Raw genomic sequence first — 21308 nt, 5'->3', positions numbered from 1 at the left:
ACCGGAGCCGCCGCGATTGTCTCCGTAGTTCGCTTAGCTTACTCGCTAATCAACTCATTTTTGTTATCGGCAGCGCTGTGATTGCCGTGCAGATGATGCTTCCCGTAAGCATAAACCATTATTTCCAGAATCCTTGTATATGAGCAGTAAATTCTCCAAGCTTCCCGACCCGCCTGCCGCCCCCAAGTCGCGTGACGACTGGGCCACACTGAAAACTCTGTTGCCCTATCTGTGGGCTTATAAATGGCGTGTGCTGCTGGCGCTGGGCTTCATGGTCGGCGCCAAAGTCGCCAATGTCGGAGTGCCTCTGATATTGAAGCAACTGGTGGACCGCATGACCATCACACCTGCGCATCCCGCGGCGCTGATGGTGCTGCCGCTGGGCCTGCTGGTGGCATATGGCGCCCTGCGGCTTTCCACGACGATGTTTACCGAATTGCGGGAATTCGTGTTTGCCAAGGTGACGCAACGCGCGGTGCGCACGATCGCGCTGAAAGTCTTCCGCCACTTGCATGCACTGTCTCTGCGCTTCCACCTGAACCGGCAAACCGGCGGCATGACGCGCGACATCGAACGCGGCACGCGCGGCATTTCCTCGCTGGTATCGTATGCGCTGTTCAGCATCCTGCCGACGCTGATAGAAATTTCGCTGGTGCTGATTTACCTGGTTACGCATTACGATGTCTGGTTTACCGTGATTACCGGCGGCGCGCTGGTCACCTATATCGTGTTCACCATCAGCGTAACCGAATGGCGCACGCATTTCCGCCGCACCATGAATGAGCTGGATTCCAAGGCCAATACCAAGGCCATCGATTCGCTGATCAACTACGAGACAGTCAAGTATTTCGGCAACGAAGACTATGAGGCGCAGCGCTACGATGAAGGCCTGCGCCGGTATGAGCTGGCTGCAGTCAAATCGCAGACATCTCTGTCGCTGCTCAATACCGGGCAATCACTGATCATCGCGACCGCTGTCACGCTGATACTATGGCGCGCGACGCAGGGTGTCATTGCCGGAAAGATGAGCTTGGGCGACCTCGTGCTGGTGAATACCTTCATGATCCAGCTGTATATTCCGCTGAACTTCCTCGGTGTGCTGTACCGCGAAATCAAGCAAAGCCTGGCGGACATGGAGAGGCTGTTTTCCCTGCTGGACCAGAACCGCGAGATCGCCGACAGCGACGGCGCGCGCGACCTGCACATCGATCATCAGGAGGGAGGAGAAGTCCATTTCCGCCATGTCGATTTCAGTTATGAAAGCAAGCGGCAAATCCTGTTTGACGTGGATTTCACGATTCCGGCGGGAACTACGACGGCAGTCGTTGGGCATAGCGGCTCCGGCAAATCGACGCTGTCCCGTCTGCTGTTCCGCTTCTATGACATCCAGTCCGGCTGCATCGCCATCGATGGCCAGGATCTGCGCGACGTTACCCAGCATTCGCTGCGCCGCGCGATCGGCATCGTGCCGCAGGATACGGTGCTATTCAACGACACGATTGAGTACAATATCGCCTATGGCAAGCAGGGCGCCGGCAAGGAGGAAGTGATTGCCGCTGCAAAGGCAGCGTATATCCACGACTTCATCGAAACCCTGCCGGACGGCTATGCAACGATGGTCGGCGAGCGCGGCCTGAAATTATCAGGCGGAGAAAAGCAAAGGGTGGCGATAGCCCGCACCTTGCTGAAGAATCCGGCGATAATGATTTTCGACGAGGCCACGTCGGCGCTGGATTCCAGGTCGGAGCAGATGATACAGGCGCAGCTGAAGGAAATTGCCAAGAGCCGCACCACGCTCGTTATCGCGCATCGCCTGTCCACCGTCGTCGATGCGCAGCAGATTCTGGTGCTGGACAAGGGCCGCATCATAGAGCGCGGGACGCATACGCAGTTGCTTTTGCTGGACGGGTCCTATGCGCAAATGTGGCAGCGCCAGCAGAACCGGCAAGAGCAAGGGGAGCTGTCGGACCTGTCGGATCTGGGCATGGACGAGTTGCAGGATAGCCCGCGCGAACTCATCAACTGATGTGGCCTTCCTTTTTTAAGATACTTAATTTAAAGAGTCATACGACCACGATATTCCATGGAAACCAAATGGCTGGAAGATTTTGTGTCACTGGCAGAAACCAATAGTTTCAGCCGTTCCGCCGAGCTGCGCCATGTGACGCAGCCGGCTTTTTCGCGCAGGATACAGTCGCTGGAAGCGTGGCTGGGCACGGACCTGATAGACCGAACTTCATATCCGACCAGGCTGACGCATGCGGGTGATGTGTTCTATGAGCAGGCGATAGAAATGCTGGGGCAGATCAACAATGCGCGCGCGCTGCTGCGCGGCAAGCGCACCGCGACGCAGACCACGGTGGATTTCGCGGTGCCGCATACGCTGTCGCTGACTTTCGTGCCGAAATGGCTGACCGAACTGGGCACCGCCTTCGGCGAAATCAACAGCCGCCTGCTCGCGCTGAACGTGCACGACGCAGTGATGACACTGGTGGAGAGCGGCTGCGACCTGATGCTGTGCTATCACCATCCGCGCCAGCCCATGCTGCTGGATTCCAGCCAGTACGACATGATCACAATGGGCTACGAAACCTTGAGGGCGTACGCGCGCTGCGACAAGGCCGGCGTGCCGGACTATGTGCTGCCGGGCACTGCGCAGGCCCCGTTGCCTTTTCTGACCTATGCGAGCAATGCCTATCTCGGACGGCTGGTGGATCTGATTCTCAATGACGCGCGGATACCGCTGCATTTTGAAAAATGTTATGAAACCGATATGGCCGAGGGGCTGAAAATGATGGCGCTGGAAGGCCATGGCGTTGTCTTCCTGCCGGAATCTTCAGTAACCCGCGAGCTCAAGCAAAAGCAACTGGCGCGTGCCGACGGCGGTGTCAAGGAATGGGAAATCGAAATGGAAATCCGGCTTTACCGTGAGCGGCCTACGGTACAGCGTCCCGGCAAGCTGATCGTATCGCGCCTGTGGGATTACCTGGAGCAGCTGCACGGAAACGCAAAGGCGGGCATACAGCCGGCATCCGGCAAAGCCGCAAAAGGACGTAAAAAGAAGGATACTTAAATCTGTCGAACATTATTTTTCCCACCCAAGGTCGGATGGGAAATTGATTTTCAGTGTTATTTTTTTATTGAACGATACCCGAACAAGCTTTTTGAATCTTGGGGAAACATCTCATGAACCGGCGCAATGGCGGGATGGTAAGGTGGCCGAAGGCTATCTGATGATTGACCATATGTGCATAAGCATATCGCCAAAGTTTTCTGTATCACATGCAGTGAAATACCTCAAAGGAAAGGCGCGGTTTCGATAGCTCGCCATTGTAGAGTACGGCGCTGACATTGCGATCGTGCTTCTGTTTGTGAGATGCAACACGGACTTGGTAGCCTGCGGCAAGCAGATGGCAAGATCTATCAAAGTAAATCTTGATAAAGCACCGCCCCGGTGCGGCCTTTTCTGTTTTTACAATTCTCTTTTTCCCTCGCTTTTCCCCTTCGTTTGCCTTACCTCTAAACGGTCACTTAAGTGAATGTGTAAGTTACTTATGCAAGTGACCGGCCTGTTCCGCCAGTACGTACATCTGGATAGAAAGCGGGATGAAACACCGCAGCCCATACAACTGCAGAAATAACCAATGACTGTTGTTCATACCTGCAATGAAACATAGTCGTTTGTTTGATTGCTGCGTCCTCCTTAATATTGACCCACATGAAGGCGATCACGCCGAATCCAGGCGAAGAGGAGAAGCAGATGGAGATCGAGGCAGCAGTTTGGAACGAATGGTATCCGGTGGCGATAATGGAAGATATAGCGGATGGCAGGCAGTATCGGACACGCATTTTAGATCGGCAGATTACCTACGGTCGCGACAAGGACGGCGTGTTCAGCGCCAGCCTGGCAGACGGCAGCGCTACAGCTTGCCGTACGCAGACCTGCTATCACACGTATTGGGTGTCGCTGGGTGAGCCGGCCGAAGGCTTTTTCGCCTTGCCTGAATTTGAAGAAGCCGATCGACGGGTGCTTGGCCTCGGATCGGTCCAGATTCATGCCTCCGGTCTTCGCGTGGTCGAGAACTTCCTTGATATGGCACATTTCCCCTTCGTGCACAGCGGCCTGCTGGGTGAGGTGCCAAATACGGATGTAAAGCCATATCGGGTAGTGCACGACAAGGAGAATGATGAAATCTTTGCGAAAGACTGCTCCTTTTATCAGCCCATGGCAGGCGCCGCCGCCATAGGAGGAATAGATGCGCAGTACACATACCGAGTCGTTCGTCCACTGTCGTCCATACTTTACAAGACAAGTGTCTCCGACTCGTCACGGCGCGATGTCATTTGTCTGTTCTCTCAGCCCATAAGCGAGGATTGGTGCGTTGCTCATCTACTGCTGGCATGCATAGACGAGCTCAATAGCGATAGCGAACTGCGCCTGTTCCAGCAGACCATCGTCGGCCAGGACCTGACGATATTGTCCAATCACTTGCCGCGGACCTTGCCGCTCGATCAAAAGTTCGAGGTGCCGACCCGTGCCGATGCAATGTCGGCCGCGTATCGCCGCTGGCTGAGTGACAAAGGAATCGCTTACGGCACCTATCGCACGGCCTGAGCACGCAAAAAATACACAATAGGATGACTTGATGAATAGGATGGAAAATAGATGGTATCCGTTGGCGCGCTCCGACGAGCTGCCGATGCGCCACGTCTTTCAAAGCCAGTTGCATGGGATCGAACTGGCGTTGTGGCGCGCGGACGACGACCGTGTCAACGCTTGGGAAAACCGTTGCCCGCATCGCAGTGTTCGTTTCACGCTGGGTGTGAACACGGGGAAGAAATTGCGGTGCCAATATCACGGCTGGCAATACCAGAGCGGCGACGGACGATGCATTTTCATTCCTGCCATGAGCGACATGGCACCGCCCGCAAGCCTTTGTGCACGGACATTTGCGGTGAGGGAGGAGAACGGTTACGTATGGGCCAAGATAGACGCATCAAATGTGCCAGATGCGGAGGCCTTGGTTGGGGCCGCAGCGGTAATTGAACCCTTGCCGCTGCCCTTGCGAAGCCTGGTTGTCAATGCCTGCATTGATGTCGTGGCCGAAGAATTGGGGCGCTTTGCGGACCACGACGTAGACGCCGTTCCAGGTTCAAGCGTCTTGTCGCGCAGCGATGAAGGAATGGATATTTCCTGGCGCGCTGAATCAGGCAAGCGAGAGTTGCGCTTTTGGCTGCAGCCTGCAGATCAGGCCAAAACTATCGTGCATGGCTCTACGAACCTGGAAGGAATGAAAGAGCGTGATGCGCTGCGTTGGTGTAACCGTCTTCTGACGATAGTACGTCGCCGTGCGGAAAGCCATCAAGAACAAGCCATACGCATGGCGCTGCCAGAATCCACGGCTAAACCAAGGGTTATCCCCATTCTTCAACATACCGTACAGAATGCACCTGGAGGCAAGGAGTCCGTACTACGTACAACAGTGGCCAAACGCTGGCAGGCCGCCGAGGGTATTGTCGCGTTTGAGCTCGCAGTGCCGGAAGGCGCAGAACTGAACTTTGAGGCCGGCGCGCATATTGATGTCTATACGCCAAGCGGTTTTGTCCGCCAGTATTCGCTGATCAATACTCCCTCCGAGAGAAATCATCTCGTCATCGGCGTAAAGCTGGAACCAGCTTCGCGCGGCGGGTCGCGCTCTTTGCATGAATCGCTGCGGGTCGGAGACAGCCTCACGGTATCGAGGCCGAAAAATCACTTTTCTCTGATATCCGGCGAGGGCGGCGTGTTGATTGCAGGGGGTATCGGCATTACACCCATCCTGGCAATGGGGGCCGCGTTAAAAAGCGCAGATCTGCCTTGCGTGCTTCACTATTTCGTCAGAGGTAGCGAGCATGTCGCTTTCACTGATCGTCTTGCTGATCTTGATGAAGTAAAGCTGCACACTGGCCTTGAGGCTGGCGCGGTAGCGGATGCGATAGACGCTGCGCTTATCGATGCGGGAGCGGAACATCATATTTATGTGTGCGGGCCGCGTCCTTTGATTGATCTGGTGACTGCTCGTGCAGATCAACGTGGTATTTCGAAAACGCGCATTCACTTTGAATTATTCGCCAACGAAGTTTCGCATGACTCGGATAAAGCGTTCCGCGTCAGGTTGCAATCGAACGGTATCGAATTTTCTGTGCCACCCGGCCTTAGTTTGTCCGACGCGCTGAAAGTCCGTGGCGTGGCAATCAATACCTCGTGCGAGCAGGGTGTATGTGGCACCTGTCGAATCGAGGTACTGGAAGGTGACCCTGAACATCGCGACGTCTATCTCAATGATGAAGAAAAAAATAGCCGCCGTTGTCTGATGCCTTGCGTATCGCGTAGCCGTTCTGAGCTTCTTGTTCTCGACCTGTAAGGGATTTATACATGATCACGCTGTACGACTATGAACTGTCGGGAAATTGCTACAAATTACGTTTATTTATGAATATCCTGGGCCTGACCTACAAGAAGATCGGGGTCGAATTCTTTCCAGGCAAGGAGCACAAGAGCGATGCATTTCTCGCAATCAATCCACTCGGCCAGCTACCTGCTCTTGACGATGATGGCTTCGTCATGCGTGATGCACAGGCCATCCTGACCTACCTGGCAGCTCGGTACGACTCGGAAGGGCGCTGGTACCCTACCGACGATCCGCACGCATTGGCGGAGGTCAATATGTGGCTGGCGTTCGCCGACGGCATCACAGGCACTGCCTCAGCGGCGCGCCTGCACGACCTGATGCGCTATGACTTGAATGGAGACCAGGCGCGTGCCGGCGCGCATGCGCTTTTCCATATTCTCGATGAGCAGTTATGGTTTTCCGAACGCGAAGAAAGCGGCTGGATCTGCCGGGGAGATCACCCGACCATTGCCGATATTGCCTGCTTTCCCTATGTGATGCTATCAGACGAGGGTGGCATCTCGTTGATGGACTACCCGGCAATACGGCGTTGGACCGACCGGGTAAAACGCTTGCCGGGTTTCATTGTCATGTCCGGCATTTTTGAGACAGCGGCCGATCAGGCTGCCTAAATATAAAAGAAATAAAACTATACTGGAGACGTACGATGGGTAACAAACGTTATAGCCCTAGCGGGTCCCGCAGTTCCGCGGATGAAGTGCCACCCATGGGGCGTCTCGCCATCCTGGGTTTTCAGCACGTGCTGGTGATGTATGCGGCGGCAATTGCGGTGCCGCTGATCATCGGCGGCGCACTGAATTTATCCAAAAGCGAGATCGCTTTCCTGATCAGCGCGGATCTGTTCGTTTCCGGTCTGATTACGATTGTGCAGACTGTGGGCATACGCTGGTTCGGAGTCAAGCTGCCGATCGTGATGGGCGTATCGTTTACCGGTATCGGCGCAATGATCGCTATCGGCGTCAAGCCCGGCTTGGGATTGCCCGGGGTATTCGGTGCCATGCTGGTGGCGGGCATTATCGTCATTTTGATCGCACCCATTATTGCGAAGATGCTGCGCTTTTTCCCCGAAGTGGTTGTCGGAACGATACTGCTGTCTATCGGTGTGTCGCTGATGGAAATCAGTGTGGTCTGGTCAGGCGGGGGATTCGGCAATCCTGAATTTGGTAGCCCCCTGTTCATCGGGGTGGCGTTTGCGGTACTGATATTTATTTTGCTGGCGGCAAAATATACACGCGGTTTTCTGAATAACGTTTCCGTACTGCTGGGCATCGGTTTTGGAGTGGCGGTCAGCTTGATACTAGGCAAGGTGGGCTTCAGCGGCGTGAGTGAAGCGCCATGGTTCGGCCTTGTCACCCCCTTTCATTTCGGCGCTTTCAAATTCGACTTCTGGTCTATTCTCAGTATGACCATCGTGATGCTGGTCAACGTGATCGAGACCGCGGGCGTATTCATGGCCGTGGGAAAGATGACCGACAAGAAAATGACGCACCAGGATCTCGTACGCGGCTTCCGGGCTGATGGCCTGGGTTCTGTAGTCGGTGCGATTTTCAATATTTTCCCTTATAGCTCGTATTCGGAAAATGTGGGTTTGCTCGAAGTGACCGGTGTACGCAGCCGCTGGGTCTGCGGGATGGGTGGCGTGTTCCTGATCTTGCTGGCGCTCATTCCCAAACTGTCGGCGGTCGTGGCATCTGTGCCTGTATTTGTATTGGGCGGGGTCGGCATGATCATGTTTGGAATGATCGCCGTCAGCGGCATCAAGATGCTCAGCCATGTTGATTTCACTAATAATCCACTCAACGGATTTACTGTGGCCATCAGCGTCGGGATAGGGATGATTCCCGCTTTCTCCAAAACGTATTTTGATAAATTTCCTACCGAACTTGCGCCATTACTGCAAAGCGGCATTGTGCTGGCGGCAATCTCCGCCGTATTGCTGAATATCCTGTTCAACGGCTTGCAGCAGGATCAGAATCAGGAGCAGGATCAGAAGCAGCATGGCGACAGCTTGCAGCAGGACCAGAAAGCATCACGGAATGCTGCTGCCATCCCTGCGGTTCATTGACAGGCGCCTGGCGTCATTAAACTGAATTATCTAAACCGATTTATTTAACTGATTCTCCGGAGTAAAAGTATGAAAACAAAAGCCGCAGTCGCTTGGAAAGCCGGCGCCCCGCTGACCATAGAAATGGTCGATATCCTTGGCCCTAAAGAGGGGGAAGTGCTAGTGGAGCTGAAAGCAACCGGCATCTGCCACACCGATTACTACACGCTGTCGGGAGCTGACCCTGAAGGCCTGTTTCCCGCCATTCTGGGTCACGAGGGGGCCGGTGTGGTGGTTGATGTCGGTCCCGGCGTCAAGAGCCTGAAGAAGGACGATCATGTAATCCCGCTTTATACGCCGGAATGTCGCCAGTGCAAATTTTGCCTGTCGCAGAAAACCAATCTCTGTCAGTCCATTCGCTCCACCCAAGGGCGTGGGCTGATGCCGGATGCCACGAGTCGTTTTTCCATCAACGGCCAACCAATATTGCATTACATGGGTACGTCGACTTTTTCCAACTACATCGTTGTTCCGGAAATAGCTCTGGCCAAGATTCGCGAAGATGCGCCGTTCGACAAGGTCTGCTACATCGGTTGCGGAGTGACCACCGGTGTCGGTGCTGTACTGTTTACCGCCAAGGTGGAGGCGGGCGCCAATGTAGTCGTATTCGGTTTGGGTGGCATCGGCCTGAACGTGATCCAGGCCGCGCGCATGGTCGGTGCCAACAAGATCATCGGCGTTGACATCAATCCGGCGCGCGAGGACATGGCACGCAAGTTCGGTATGACCGACTTCATCAATGCAAAAGAAGTGGACAATGTCGTCGATGCCATTGTCGGCCTCACCGACGGCGGTGCTGACTACAGCTTTGAATGTATAGGCAATGTTCGTACCATGCGCCAGGCGCTTGAGTGCTGCCACAAGGGCTGGGGGCAGTCAATTGTGATCGGTGTTGCTGCCGGGGGCCAGGAAATCAGCACCCGGCCGTTCCAACTGGTGACTGGCCGGGTCTGGAAAGGATCGGCATTTGGCGGAGCGCGAGGCCGCACCGATGTACCCAAGATTGTTGACTGGTATATGGAAGGCAAGTTGAACATCGATGATCTGATCACGCATCGCTTGTCGCTGGAGCGAATCAACGAGGGATTTGATCTGATGAAAAGCGGAGAGTCGATCCGTTCGGTGGTGATTTACTGAATGTAGCTGATCAGCGAGCACGCTTCCTTTGGTGGGACACAAGGATTTTATCGGCGTGCGTCAAGCGAGATTGGATTGCCGATTCGTTTTTCGTTGTTTTAGCCGCCGGGGCCAGGCTTGGCCCGGCGGCTGTATTGTTTTGTCTGGCCGGTCTGAGCTGTCGAGGGCTAGCTCCGATTGTTGTGAATTATCCTCTCCAGGCGGTTTTTTGAGTACCAGATATCAAATTCTGAGTTGAAACGATTGCTCGGTCTCTTCTTCGCTTCGATAGGGGGTATTATTATTTATATTGATCTTTACTGAAGGTTGTTTCGCCGCCAGGCTTAGTCCGGTAGCGGGGCCGTCGAGCGAAGGAAGGAGTCGGATGCAGAATGTCGATCTGAAGTCGCTACAGGTGTTTGCTACTCTGCTCAAGGAGTGCAATGTAACGCGCGCGGCACATGAGCTTAACATGACGCAGTCTGCAGTCAGCCACACGCTCAGCCGGCTGCGGGAGATGTTTCGCGATCCTTTATTCGTATTGGCCGGGCGAGGCGTGATGCCGACGCCGCGCGCATTGGAACTAGCCTCTCCATTGCAGGAAACGCTGGACGCCATGGTGGCGCTGATGCGGCCTGCCGATGCGTTTGATCCTGCCCGATTCGATGGCATGTTTCGCATCGCTACCACGGATTACATCGGCTTTATATTGCTGCCGGCTCTGGTCAAGCGCCTGAGCGAAGTCGCCCCTGAGCTTGAGTTGAATATCCGTCCGCTGCGACCCCAGGACGATCTTGCATTGCTGAGAAACGGTGAGATCGATCTGATCCTGTGGAACGAAGAGACGGCGCCGCCGAACTTCCACGTCCGCCAACTTTTTACCGATAAGCTCAAGGCAATTGTGCGCATTGGACATCCGGATATCAACGGTAGCCTGTCGCTTGAACAGTTCCGCAGCGGCAGGCACTTACGGATTAGCAGCAATCATGGCGCGGTAAAAGAGGCGGTGGATGGTCTGTATGAAAAATACGGCATCCGTAGCAAGACCTCAGTGACTGTTCCACATTTCCTGCTGGCGTATCGGCTTGTTGCAGAATCCAATCTGATAGGCACAATTGCCGAGCTGACAGCGCGCCGCATTGCTAAGGAACTACCGTTACAGGTACTTGAGCCGCCGGTGGAGGAGGCCAGCTTTACCGTGTCGTCGGTGTGGCACGAACGCCATCACGCCGACCAGGCACACCGTTGGTTACGCAATGAGATCGCGGCGGTGGCCGAAGAAATTCGTAGCGATCAGGCTGGATAGTCTGTACGCTGGTGTTTCAGCCGCTTGAGCATAGGATCGAACAGCAGGCTTCGACATACGCACTAGAGGGCGTGCCCAGTACCGTCACCTACCAGGTTTGCCTGTAGTGTTCTGCGACCATCTTCACCTTTGATTGCAGATCGTGCAATCCATATCCTTCCTTCCATTTTTTCCTGCAAGCTTTTCAAAAGTTGAGGGTGACTCCTGTCTGCGCAACCTATTAGGAGGCGAAATTTATACCTTAATAGGCTGAAAAAAGCCAATGAGAGTCGTTCATACCTCCAATGAAGCATAGTCGTTTGTCAGATATCCCTTGTCCTCCTTATGATTGTTCCACGTTACAGCGATAGGGCGGGATCAGGAATAAGAAGAAAAATCAAAATTGTTCTGAATGAGCCGCAGCCTGCCGCGAGACGAAAGACTCTTACGGCGCTCGCAACTTAACTGGTATCCACCGTACAGCGGATGAACCCCGTAATTTTTCACCCGGTATTTCGTTGAGATTTATTTCAAGGGAAGGCCTGCCTTGTGGTCCCGGATTTTGATTGATTTAAACAATTTAACCGGCGTGGCGGTTCCACGAATCTGACATCCACCCTATGAAAGGATGGACATAATAAATAGAGGAGACCCCATGCATAAAATCGTTCGGACATTCGTCCAACATCTGGCAACAACAGGTGGCATTCATCAGAATTCAAAAATCTTCCGCGTTGCGTGCGGCATCATTGCGTGGTCGGCGCTTGCCTGCATGCAGCAGGCAGGCGCTGCCGACTGGAGCGACGATTCCATCGGCTACCGCTACGGTACCAAGTTCGCTGAGCCGTACAATAGCCAGGACATTACAAAGAACGTTATTAATTTCACCCATGTGAGCGGCTACAAATACGGCAGTAATTATTTCGACGTCGATCTTCTGATGTCAGACCGCAAGGACGATAGCGCGCAGGAAGCATATGTGGTCTACCGCCATACGCTGGACTTTGCCAAGATTGCAGGCAGGGATTTCAAATTCGGCCCGGTGCGCGATCTTGGATTGAGTTTCGGTTTTGACTGGAATACCAAGAACGATCTCAGCTACGCCTCCAAAAAACGGTTGCTGGCCATCGGCCCCACATTGATGATGGACGTGCCGGGCTTCCTCAATGTCAGCGTATTTGCTGTACAGGAGAGTAATCAGCCTATCGGCGTGACCAGCAGATACACCTATAAAACGCACGCCATGCTGAACCTGGTATGGGGTATTCCGTTAGGAGCGACCCCTCTGGCCTTTGAAGGATACTTGAATTACATCGGGTCCCGCGGCACCAATGAATTCGGCGGCCCGACAAGCCCTGAACTCAACTTCGATGGCCAGGTGATGTATGACCTAGGTCCGCAACTGGCCATGGGGAAGAATGTTTTTCGCGTAGGTCTGGAATATCAGTACTGGCGAAACAAATTCGGCAATCCATCTAACGTCCCTGGCTCACTGGCCAAGACACCAATGATCCACGCGGAATATCACTTCTAAATACTGCACACGCGGGGCGTCACTATAATGCAGGCGCCGCCGCGGCTTATAATTTTGGCTTTCGAGCGATAAAAAGGCAGTCACCAAAAAATGCAAGATCTATAGTTTGTTACTTCTGGAGCGGGACCGAGACATGCAGTGTCTATGCTGCACGGAAGCTATAAAACGGGTGTGTAGCAGGCGCATGAGAAGAGGGAAACGGAGGTAAAAAAAGAGCAGGTAAATCTGTCTGTAAATGACTTTTACTGCTGCATTTGAATCAGTAAATAAATTTTCAATGTTATGTTTTTATTGCATAGATACATGCAAACAAAGCATTAGCGGCAAAAATAGCTGTTGGCTACTATGCGTCACCTGACCGGTAATTCGCACTTTTGACTATTTTTTTGCATTGCATCTTCGGGGCACTGAGCAAGGTAGCAGCGGATCGACGGGATTGAGGCGGGCCGCAAAGCAAGCAGTGTATTTTGCAAAAGATGTCAGCAAAAAAGCGGTGGCCGCATCAAGCCTGGTCTGACCATCGCGGCATTTTCTCGGCGCTCCCTTAACTGAAACGAAAAGGAGGCCATACCATGTCCACCCAACACGAGATACCGTCTTATCTTACCCAGAATGAGGTCGGTCCCTGGGCAGTTTACCTGGAGCAGATCGATCGCGTTACCCCCTACCTCGGGCATTTGTCGCGCTGGGTTGAAACCCTGAAGCGCCCCAAGCGCATCCTCGTCGTCGACGTGCCCATCGAGCGTGATGACGGCAGCATTTCCCACTTTGAAGGCTACCGCGTACAGCACAACACGTCGCGTGGCCCGGGTAAGGGCGGCGTGCGTTTCCACCAGGATGTGACATTGTCGGAAGTGATGGCCCTGTCTGCCTGGATGACGATCAAAAATTCCGCAGTCAACGTTCCCTACGGCGGCGCCAAGGGCGGCATCCGCGTCGATCCCAAGACCTTGTCGCGCGGCGAGCTGATGCGCATGACGCGTCGTTATACCAGCGAAATCGGCATCATCATCGGGCCGGACAAAGATATTCCGGCGCCGGACGTCAACACCAACGAACAGACGATGGCCTGGATGATGGATACCTATTCCATGAACGAAGGCCGCACTGCAACCGGCGTGGTCACCGGCAAGCCGATTTCTCTGGGCGGTAGCCTGGGACGCCGTGAAGCCACCGGCCGCGGCGTGTTCGTGGTCGGCTGCGAGGCAGCTGCCAAGCGCGGCCTGCGGATAGAGGGCGCGAAAATCGCGGTACAGGGTTTCGGCAACGTGGGCGGCATAGCAGCCCGCCTGTTTGCAGACGCCGGCGCCAAAGTGGTTGCGGTGCAGGATCACCTGAGTTCTGTCTACCATCCGAACGGCCTGGACGTTAACCAGCTGCTGGCGCACGTCGCCGAAACCGGCAGCGTAGCCGGCTTTGCCGGCTCGGAAGCGGTGTTGGTCGGTGACGATTTCTGGGGCGTGGATTGCGATATCCTGATTCCTGCCGCGCTGGAGCAGCAGATCACCGAGAAAAATGCGCACAAAATCCGTGCAAGCATTATTCTGGAAGGTGCAAACGGGCCGACGACGCCGAAGGCAGATGATATTTTGCGCGACAGGGGCGCGCTGGTCGTGCCTGACGTGATCGCCAATGCCGGCGGCGTGACGGTCAGTTATTTTGAGTGGGTGCAGGATTTTTCCAGCTATTTCTGGACCGAAGACGAAATCAACCTGCGCCTGACACGCATCATGAAAGAAGCATTCAACGCGGTATGGCAGATCACCGAAGAGAAAAAGGTATCCCTGCGCACTGCGGCATTTATTGTAGGCTGTTCACGGGTGCTGCAGGCGCGCGAAGTGCGTGGGCTGTACCCCTGATGCACAGGCAGCCCGGGAGCTGAAACCGCCGCCTCCGGACTGCGATCAGACTGTTTTCAGGTAGCAGTCAAAAACGAAGACCACCCGTGGCTTATTCCGCTACGGGTGGTCGTTTGCGATGACGGCTTTGATAGCGGTGCTATGTTGGCTTGTTTCTTGCAAGGACCATCATCGGGGTCTTGGCAAACAGGCTGTCCTATATTGAATCTGCATGAGGGAAGCGAAGGACTTCCGAAGAATCTCTTGCAAAAGAAAGTAATTTTTGAATTCATCGCAGCACTAAATGGGTTCTAATGATGTTATGTTTGATCGCTGGTAAATTTTTACCAGCTGACCGCTGGAACGAGGAGACGAAATGAAGCGATTACAATCGACGCTCAATGCAAGTGTATTGTGCCTGCTTGGCATGGGGGCTTCGTCGTCTTTCGCCGATACGCTGAGTCACATCAGGGAAACCCAGACCATCACCATTGCACACCGCGAAGCCTCGGTGCCGTTTTCGTATTTGTCCGAAAATAAAAAACCTATCGGCTATGCGGTCGATATCTGCCTGAAGATCGCCGAAGCGGTTAAAAAAGAATTGAAATTGCCGCAGTTGACGATCAACTACCTGCAGGTCAACGGCTCTACCCGCCTGCCTGCGATCATCGACGGCAAGGCCGACATAGAATGTGGCTCCACCACCAATAATGCCGACCGCCGCAAGCAGGTTGCGTTTACCATTCCCCACTTTTTTGCCACCGCGCGCATGCTGGTGCGCACCGATTCCGGCATCAAGAACTGGCCCGACCTGAAAGACAAGAAGGTCGTCACTACCAAGGGCACCACCAGCGTCAAGCTGCTCAACGACAGGGACAAAGTCCGTGCACTGGGACTGAAGCTGACAGAGGCGGGCGACCATGATTCTTCATTCGCGATGGTGGAGTCTTTCCAGGCCGATGCCTTTCCCATGGATGATGTGCTGCTGTACGGGCAGAGGGCAAACGCCAAGGACCCCAGCAAGTTTGCTATCGTCGGCGACGGCTTGTCGACGGAGCCTTATGCAATGATCGTGCGCAAGGACGATCCCGCTTTCAAGGCGATTGCAGACAAGGAAATTGCCCGGATGATGAATGAAGGCGAGTTCGTCAAGCTGTATGACAAATGGTTCAGGAGCCCGATTCCGCCGAAGGGCGTCAACCTGAATATGCCCATGGGCTTCCTGTTGCGCGACACAGTACGTTTCCCGTCAGACAAGGTGGCCGACTGAGTTTGGGTGATATTGTCATTTTGTGATTATTTTGATCGGTAAATGCCGGATTTTAGGGTTTTTTGTAAGTAGTAACACGTATCAAATAAGCAAAAAAAATCATTTATAGCTTAGATGTTTTGGTAAACTTGGGACATTCCCTTTTTTGGTTCAATTTTTGGAGATTGTATGAAATTATCGAAAGTATTAGCCGTTCTGGTCAGCGCCGGCGTTCTCGCAGGTGCAGCGCAGGCGCAGGAAACCGGCACGCTGAAAAAGATCAAGGAAACAGGCACGATCACGCTCGGTGTGCGTGATTCCTCCATTCCTTTTTCTTATCTCGATGATAAGCAATCCTATCAAGGCTATTCCATCGACCTGTGCCTGAAGATTGTGACAGCGGTGCAAAAACAGCTGGGCCTGTCCAGCCTGAAAGTGGTGATGAACCCGGTTACTTCCGCGACCCGTATCCCGCTGATGGCGAACGGCACCGTGGATCTGGAATGCGGCTCCACAACCAATAACGTAGAGCGCCAGAAGCAAGTTGCTTTTGCGCCGACTACTTTCGTTACTGCCAACCGTATCCTGTCGAAAAAATCGTCCAACATCAAAACCTTGACGGACCTGAAAGGCAAGACGGTTGTTTCCACTTCCGGTACATCGAACCTGAAGCAGCTGACAACACTGAATGCCGACCAGAACCTGGGTATCAACATCATGCCGGCCAAAGATCATGCTGAAGCTTTCCTGATGGTGGAAACCGGCCGCGCTGCCGCCTTTGTGATGGACGATATCCTGCTGGCTTCGCTGGCAGCGAACTCCAAAAACCCTGCTGAATATGAAATCAGCAAGGAAGCGTTGTCGGTAGAACCGTACGGCATCATGCTGCGCAAGGATGATCCTGCATTCAAGAAAGCGGTCGATACCGCAATCGGCAATGTCCTGACCTCCGGCGACATCAACCGCATCTACCATAAATGGTTCCTGCAGCCGATTCCTCCAAAAGGCATTGCGCTGAACTGGCCTATTTCCGACCAGTTCAAGGCAGTGATTGCCAAGCCTACCGACTCCGGCGAGCCTTCCGCTTATGCCGCAGTGCCTGAGGCACAAAAAGCGGTATTGAAGAAAAAGAAATAATTCATAGAACGATGATGAAACGGGGGGCTCCTGGCCTCCCGTTTTGTTTTATAGACTTAGATTTGCTGCGTTGCACAATTTTTGGGCACGGGGTTTTCTGTCATAGAAACTTCTTAGGCTCGGTAACAGCAGTGCAGCAGGGCCAAAAAAATGCCAGCCTGAAGGTAAGTTCGCTGATGACGGACTGGTTATGGAGAGGGAAGCTATGAATTACCATTGGAATTGGCAGATTTTCTGGGAAAGTGCGCCGGATGGCGGCGGCACTTATATGGACACCCTGATCTCGGGGATAGAATGGACGCTCGCAACAGCGATCCTGGCATGGATCATGGCGCTGATACTGGGCGGTATTATCGGCACCGTGCGCACCGCACCGAATAAATGGGGCGTGCGCCTGTCCAACGCTTATATCGAATTATTCCGCAATATCCCGCTGATTGTGCAGATGTTCTTGTGGTACTACGTACTGCCCGAGATCCTGCCGACAGCGATGGGCGACTGGCTCAAGGCCGCGCCGAATGTCTCCTTCATCACTGCCGTGCTGAGCCTGGGCTTTTTTACTTCCGCCCGCGTTGCGGTGCAGGTTTCTACCGGTATCAATGCGATACCGCGCGGCCAGAGGATGGCCGGCACTGCACTGGGGCTGACCTTGCCGCAGACTTACCGCTATGTACTGCTGCCGATGGCCTTCCGCATCATCATCCCTTCATTGACCAATGAAGTTGCGGCGATCATCAAGAACAGCTCGGTAGCCTTGAGTATAGGCTTGCTGGAACTGATGGCTCGCGCTCGCTCAATGCAGGAATTTTCATTCCAGGTATTTGAGGCATTTTCCGCTGCCACGCTGATTTATCTGGTCGTGTCTGCATTTGCGATCCTGATGTCCAACCTGCTTGAGAAGAAAACCGCCGTTCCCGGATTCATTACTTCCGGCACTACCAATACCGGAGGCCACTAATCATGTTTGCCAATTTTGATTTTGATGTCATTCAGCGGACCTGGTACTACCTGTTTACGGTCGGCCTTGCATTCACCGTCAAGCTGACGCTGATTTCCATGGCAGGCGGCATTGTGCTCGGCACGCTTCTGGCAATGATGCGCCTGTCCAGCAATAAATACATTTCCTTTATTGCGACGGCCTACGTCAACCTGATGCGTTCCGTACCGCTGCTGCTGGTTATTTTCTGGTTTTATTTCCTGGTGCCGTATATTGGCGCCTGGGTGATAGGAGCCAATGAGCCCATACAGGTTGGCGCGCTGTTTTCCTGCCTGATTACTTTCGTCATGTTTGAAGCAGCCTATTACTGCGAGATCATGCGTTCCGGCATCCAGTCCATCCCACGCGGGCAGGTTTCGGCCGGTTATGCACTGGGCATGAATTACTGGCAGACCATGGGCAATGTAGTATTGCCGCAGGCTTTCCGCAATATGATACCGGTGCTGCTGACGCAGACCATCGTGCTGTTCCAGGACGTTTCGCTGGTGTCGGTACTGTCGATCACCGATTTCTTCGGTGCTGCCGTCAAGATCGCGCAGCGTGACAACAGGCTGGTGGAAATGTATTTATTTGTCGCGGTGGTGTATTTCATCCTGTGTTTCAGCCTGTCTTCACTGGTGAAAAAATTACAGCAAAAAGTGGCGATTATTCGCTGATGAATCCATACGTCTTGCGGCTTGCCTCCGGCGCCGCAGGCATGCATACCTATAAAGTATTCTGGAGAATTACATGATCAAAATTAATAATGTCAGCAAATGGTACGGCCAGTTTCAAGTATTGACGGATTGCACTACACAGGTGTCCAAAGGTGAGGTGGTGGTGGTGTGCGGGCCTTCCGGTTCCGGTAAGTCGACACTGATCAAGACTGTCAACGGCCTGGAGCCGTTCCAGAAGGGCGATATTAGCGTGGACGGCGTTTCGGTCGGCGACCCTAAGACCAACCTGTCCAAACTGCGCGCGCGCATTGGCATGGTGTTCCAGAATTTTGAGCTGTTCCCGCATCTGTCTATCCGCCAGAACCTGACGATAGGCCAGGTCAAGGTATTGGGACGCAGTGAGGATGAGGCGACTGAAAGGGGCCTTAAATATCTGGACCGCGTCGGCCTGATCGCGCAGAAAGATAAATTCCCCGGCCAGTTGTCCGGCGGCCAGCAGCAGCGCGTGGCAATTGCCCGCGCCCTGTCGATGGATCCGATCGCCATGCTGTTCGACGAACCGACTTCGGCGCTTGATCCGGAAATGATCAATGAAGTGCTGGACGTCATGGTTGGCCTTGCACAAGAAGGCATGACGATGATGGTCGTTACGCATGAAATGGGGTTTGCGAAAAAGGTTGCCAACCGTATTGTGTTCATGGACAAGGGCCTCATCGTCGAAGATTGCGCCAAGGACGAATTCTTTAATGCGACCCGCTCAGACCGTGCAAAAGATTTCCTCGCCAAGATCATCCACTAAACGGGTTTTCGGACGCTGTTTTCAAAAACTCCCGCCGCTGCAGAGTGGCGGGAGTTTTTTATGCAATATTGGCCGATATCCAGCTGAATCCAGCGTGATATAGGGCAAGCGCAGCATCGACGGCACGGGAATTCGCGCCTTCCGCGGCAGTAAAGGTAAAATGTCGGCTATTCGCCATTGAGAACAGAAACGATAGCCGCCATGACCGATACCGCCAAACAAGAACTCACCCTCATCCGCCCGGACGACTGGCACCTGCATGTGCGCGATGGCGCCGCGCTGGCCAGCGTGCTGCCGCATACCGCGCACCAGTTCGCGCGCGCGATCATCATGCCCAACCTGAAGCCGCCGGTGACGACAACCGAGCAGGCCGCCGCTTACCGCCAGCGCATCCTGGCGGCCTTGCCGCAAGGTTCCACGTTTGAACCGCTGATGACGCTGTATCTGACCGACAACACACCGCCGGAAGAAATACGCCGCGCCAAGGCCAGCGGCTTTGTACACGCGGTAAAGCTTTATCCGGCCGGCGCCACCACCAATTCCGATGCCGGCGTGACAGACCTGACGAAGTGTTACAAGACGCTGGAAGCGATGCAGGAAGTGGGCATGCCTTTCCTGGTCCACGGCGAGGTAACCGATTCAGCAATCGATATTTTCGACCGCGAAGCGGTTTTCATCGACAAGGTGATGAAGCCGCTGCGCCGCGACATGCCGGAACTGAAAGTCGTGTTTGAGCACATCACGACCAGTGATGCAGCACAGTATGTGGCCGAAGCAGAAGGCCCGGTTGCCGCGACGATTACTGCGCACCATCTGCTGTACAACCGCAACGAAATCTTCAAGGGCGGCATACGTCCGCACTACTACTGCCTGCCGGTATTGAAGCGTGAAACCCACAGGCAGGCGCTGGTCAAGGCGGCCACCTCCGACAGTACCCGTTTCTTCCTTGGCACCGATTCGGCGCCGCATCCCAAGGGCTTGAAAGAGCACGCATGCGGCTGTGCCGGCTGCTACACCGCGCTGCATGCGATGGAGCTGTATGCACAGGCGTTCGACCAGGCTGATGCACTGCACAAGCTGGAAGCGTTTGCCAGCCTGAACGGCCCGGCATTTTATAGCCTGCCGCGTAATACGGGAACGATTACGCTGAGGCGCGAGACCTGGACGCTGCCGGCCGAATTACCGCTGGCGGACACGACCATCGTGCCTTTGAATGGCGGCGAGAGCATAGACTGGAAATTCATTTCCAGCCAGGCCTGATGCCGATGTCTTCGTTACTTTCCGTGCCGGGCAAAGCCCCATGTTCTACGACGGCATAGCCTGGCAGCAAGGCTGGTATGCGCCGGTGTTGCCTGCTGCGCGCCGCGTCATCACTGCAACTGACGGCTGGCGCGCGCAGATCAACGCCGAGGCCGGTACACTGCCGCTGTTGAATCACCGGCAGCAGGCGATCCGTTTTGTCGCGCAAGAAGCCTTGCCGGAAGGCGCCGCCTACGAAGCCTTCATCAGTGAAACCGGCCAGGTGCCCACGCGGGAAAACCTGCATGATTTTTTCAATGCGCTGGTCTGGCTGAGTTTTCCACGGATCAAGGCGCAGCTGAATGCCTTGCAGGCGGCGCAGATTGCCAGTCTGGGCATAGGTAAGTCACGCGGCGCGGCGCGGGATGCCGCCACGATCTTCGATGAGAATGCCGCCTTGCTGGTAGTGCGCGGCAGCGATCAGGGATTGGGGCTGGTTGCTTCCTTGCGCAATCATCAGTGGCAGCAGGCTTTCATTGGGCAGCGCGGCTTGTTTGGTACGCAGTGCGAGGTCTGGGCGTTTGGCCATGCATTGATGGAAAAGCTGGTGCAGCCCTATAAGGCAATTACTGCGCATGCCTGGGTTGTCAGCGTCGGGCAGGAATATTTCGATATGGGAGAGCAGGACCGGCGCGACCATGTGGATTGCCTGGTGGCGCGGCAACTGGCTTCGCGTAGCCTGACTACGGCCGATTACACGCCCCTGCCGGTACTAGGCGTACCGGGCTGGTGGCCGCAGCAGGATGAAGTATTCTATGCCGATACGCAGGTTTTCAGGCCTCGGCGAGGCGCGCGGGATACAGCCGCCAGGACGTAAAAAAAGGGAGCCTGAGGCTCCCCAG

Annotated in this window: 17 protein-coding genes; all 17 read left to right on the top strand. The window is 54.4% G+C overall.

Annotated features, from left to right (window positions below; translation table 11 throughout):
* Positions 1-139: 139 nt before the first annotated feature.
* The 17 genes from ACO0LO_RS25695 (at position 140) to ACO0LO_RS25615 (ending at position 21283) form a co-directional block, all read left to right on the top strand.
* Entirely contained in the window at positions 140-2026 is a 1887-nt protein-coding gene (locus ACO0LO_RS25695; RefSeq protein ID WP_422968796.1) for an ABCB family ABC transporter ATP-binding protein/permease, read from the top strand.
* A gap of 57 nt (positions 2027-2083) precedes the next feature.
* Positions 2084-3073: a LysR family transcriptional regulator gene (locus tag ACO0LO_RS25690; RefSeq protein WP_422968794.1), complete on the top strand. Its 990-nt coding sequence runs from the start codon at positions 2084-2086 to the stop codon at positions 3071-3073.
* Between the two features lie 645 nt (positions 3074-3718).
* On the top strand, positions 3719-4615 hold the full coding sequence (locus ACO0LO_RS25685; protein ID WP_422968792.1) for an aromatic ring-hydroxylating dioxygenase subunit alpha: 897 nt from the start codon (positions 3719-3721) through the stop codon (positions 4613-4615).
* A 31-nt stretch (positions 4616-4646) separates the two neighbouring features.
* A complete protein-coding gene (locus ACO0LO_RS25680) occupies positions 4647-6404 on the top strand; it encodes a Rieske 2Fe-2S domain-containing protein (RefSeq protein ID WP_422968790.1) in 1758 nt (585 codons plus the stop codon).
* 11 nt (positions 6405-6415) lie between these two features.
* Positions 6416-7063 (top strand): glutathione S-transferase family protein, encoded by a 648-nt coding sequence (locus ACO0LO_RS25675; protein WP_422968788.1) that lies wholly within the window; start codon positions 6416-6418, stop codon positions 7061-7063.
* Between the two features lie 35 nt (positions 7064-7098).
* Complete coding sequence (locus tag ACO0LO_RS25670; protein ID WP_422968786.1) at positions 7099-8517, top strand: nucleobase:cation symporter-2 family protein; 1419 nt, start codon at positions 7099-7101, stop codon at positions 8515-8517.
* 69 nt (positions 8518-8586) lie between these two features.
* Positions 8587-9693, top strand: a complete 1107-nt coding sequence (locus tag ACO0LO_RS25665) for an S-(hydroxymethyl)glutathione dehydrogenase/class III alcohol dehydrogenase (RefSeq protein ID WP_422968784.1) — start codon at positions 8587-8589, stop codon at positions 9691-9693.
* 364 nt (positions 9694-10057) lie between these two features.
* Positions 10058-10978 (top strand): LysR family transcriptional regulator, encoded by a 921-nt coding sequence (locus tag ACO0LO_RS25660; protein ID WP_422968782.1) that lies wholly within the window; start codon positions 10058-10060, stop codon positions 10976-10978.
* Positions 10979-11729: 751 nt separating this feature from the next.
* Positions 11730-12491 carry an outer envelope protein gene (locus ACO0LO_RS25655; RefSeq protein ID WP_422968820.1) on the top strand — a complete coding sequence of 254 codons (762 nt, stop codon included), beginning with the start codon at positions 11730-11732 and terminating at the stop codon, positions 12489-12491.
* 572 nt (positions 12492-13063) lie between these two features.
* Positions 13064-14350, top strand: a complete 1287-nt coding sequence (locus tag ACO0LO_RS25650; protein ID WP_422968780.1) for a Glu/Leu/Phe/Val family dehydrogenase — start codon at positions 13064-13066, stop codon at positions 14348-14350.
* Positions 14351-14705: 355 nt separating this feature from the next.
* Entirely contained in the window at positions 14706-15599 is an 894-nt protein-coding gene (locus ACO0LO_RS25645; RefSeq protein ID WP_422968778.1) for an amino acid ABC transporter substrate-binding protein, read from the top strand.
* A gap of 168 nt (positions 15600-15767) precedes the next feature.
* Positions 15768-16715, top strand: coding sequence for an amino acid ABC transporter substrate-binding protein (locus ACO0LO_RS25640; RefSeq protein ID WP_422968776.1), 948 nt, complete (start codon positions 15768-15770; stop codon positions 16713-16715).
* A gap of 205 nt (positions 16716-16920) precedes the next feature.
* A complete protein-coding gene (locus ACO0LO_RS25635; RefSeq protein WP_422968774.1) occupies positions 16921-17673 on the top strand; it encodes an amino acid ABC transporter permease in 753 nt (250 codons plus the stop codon).
* Positions 17674-17675: 2 nt separating this feature from the next.
* Positions 17676-18368, top strand: a complete 693-nt coding sequence (locus ACO0LO_RS25630) for an amino acid ABC transporter permease (protein WP_422968772.1) — start codon at positions 17676-17678, stop codon at positions 18366-18368.
* Between the two features lie 73 nt (positions 18369-18441).
* Positions 18442-19167, top strand: a complete 726-nt coding sequence (locus tag ACO0LO_RS25625; protein WP_422968770.1) for an amino acid ABC transporter ATP-binding protein — start codon at positions 18442-18444, stop codon at positions 19165-19167.
* A 201-nt stretch (positions 19168-19368) separates the two neighbouring features.
* A complete protein-coding gene (gene pyrC, locus ACO0LO_RS25620) occupies positions 19369-20427 on the top strand; it encodes a dihydroorotase (RefSeq protein WP_422968768.1) in 1059 nt (352 codons plus the stop codon).
* A 40-nt stretch (positions 20428-20467) separates the two neighbouring features.
* A complete protein-coding gene (locus ACO0LO_RS25615; RefSeq protein WP_422968766.1) occupies positions 20468-21283 on the top strand; it encodes a DUF3025 domain-containing protein in 816 nt (271 codons plus the stop codon).
* Positions 21284-21308 lie beyond the last annotated feature (25 nt).

Source organism: Undibacterium sp. TJN25, from assembly GCF_049339885.1.
Classification (GTDB): domain Bacteria; phylum Pseudomonadota; class Gammaproteobacteria; order Burkholderiales; family Burkholderiaceae_D; genus Undibacterium.
Note: the sequence above shows the minus strand (reverse complement) of the source record. Positions and strands in the feature narration are given on the sequence as shown.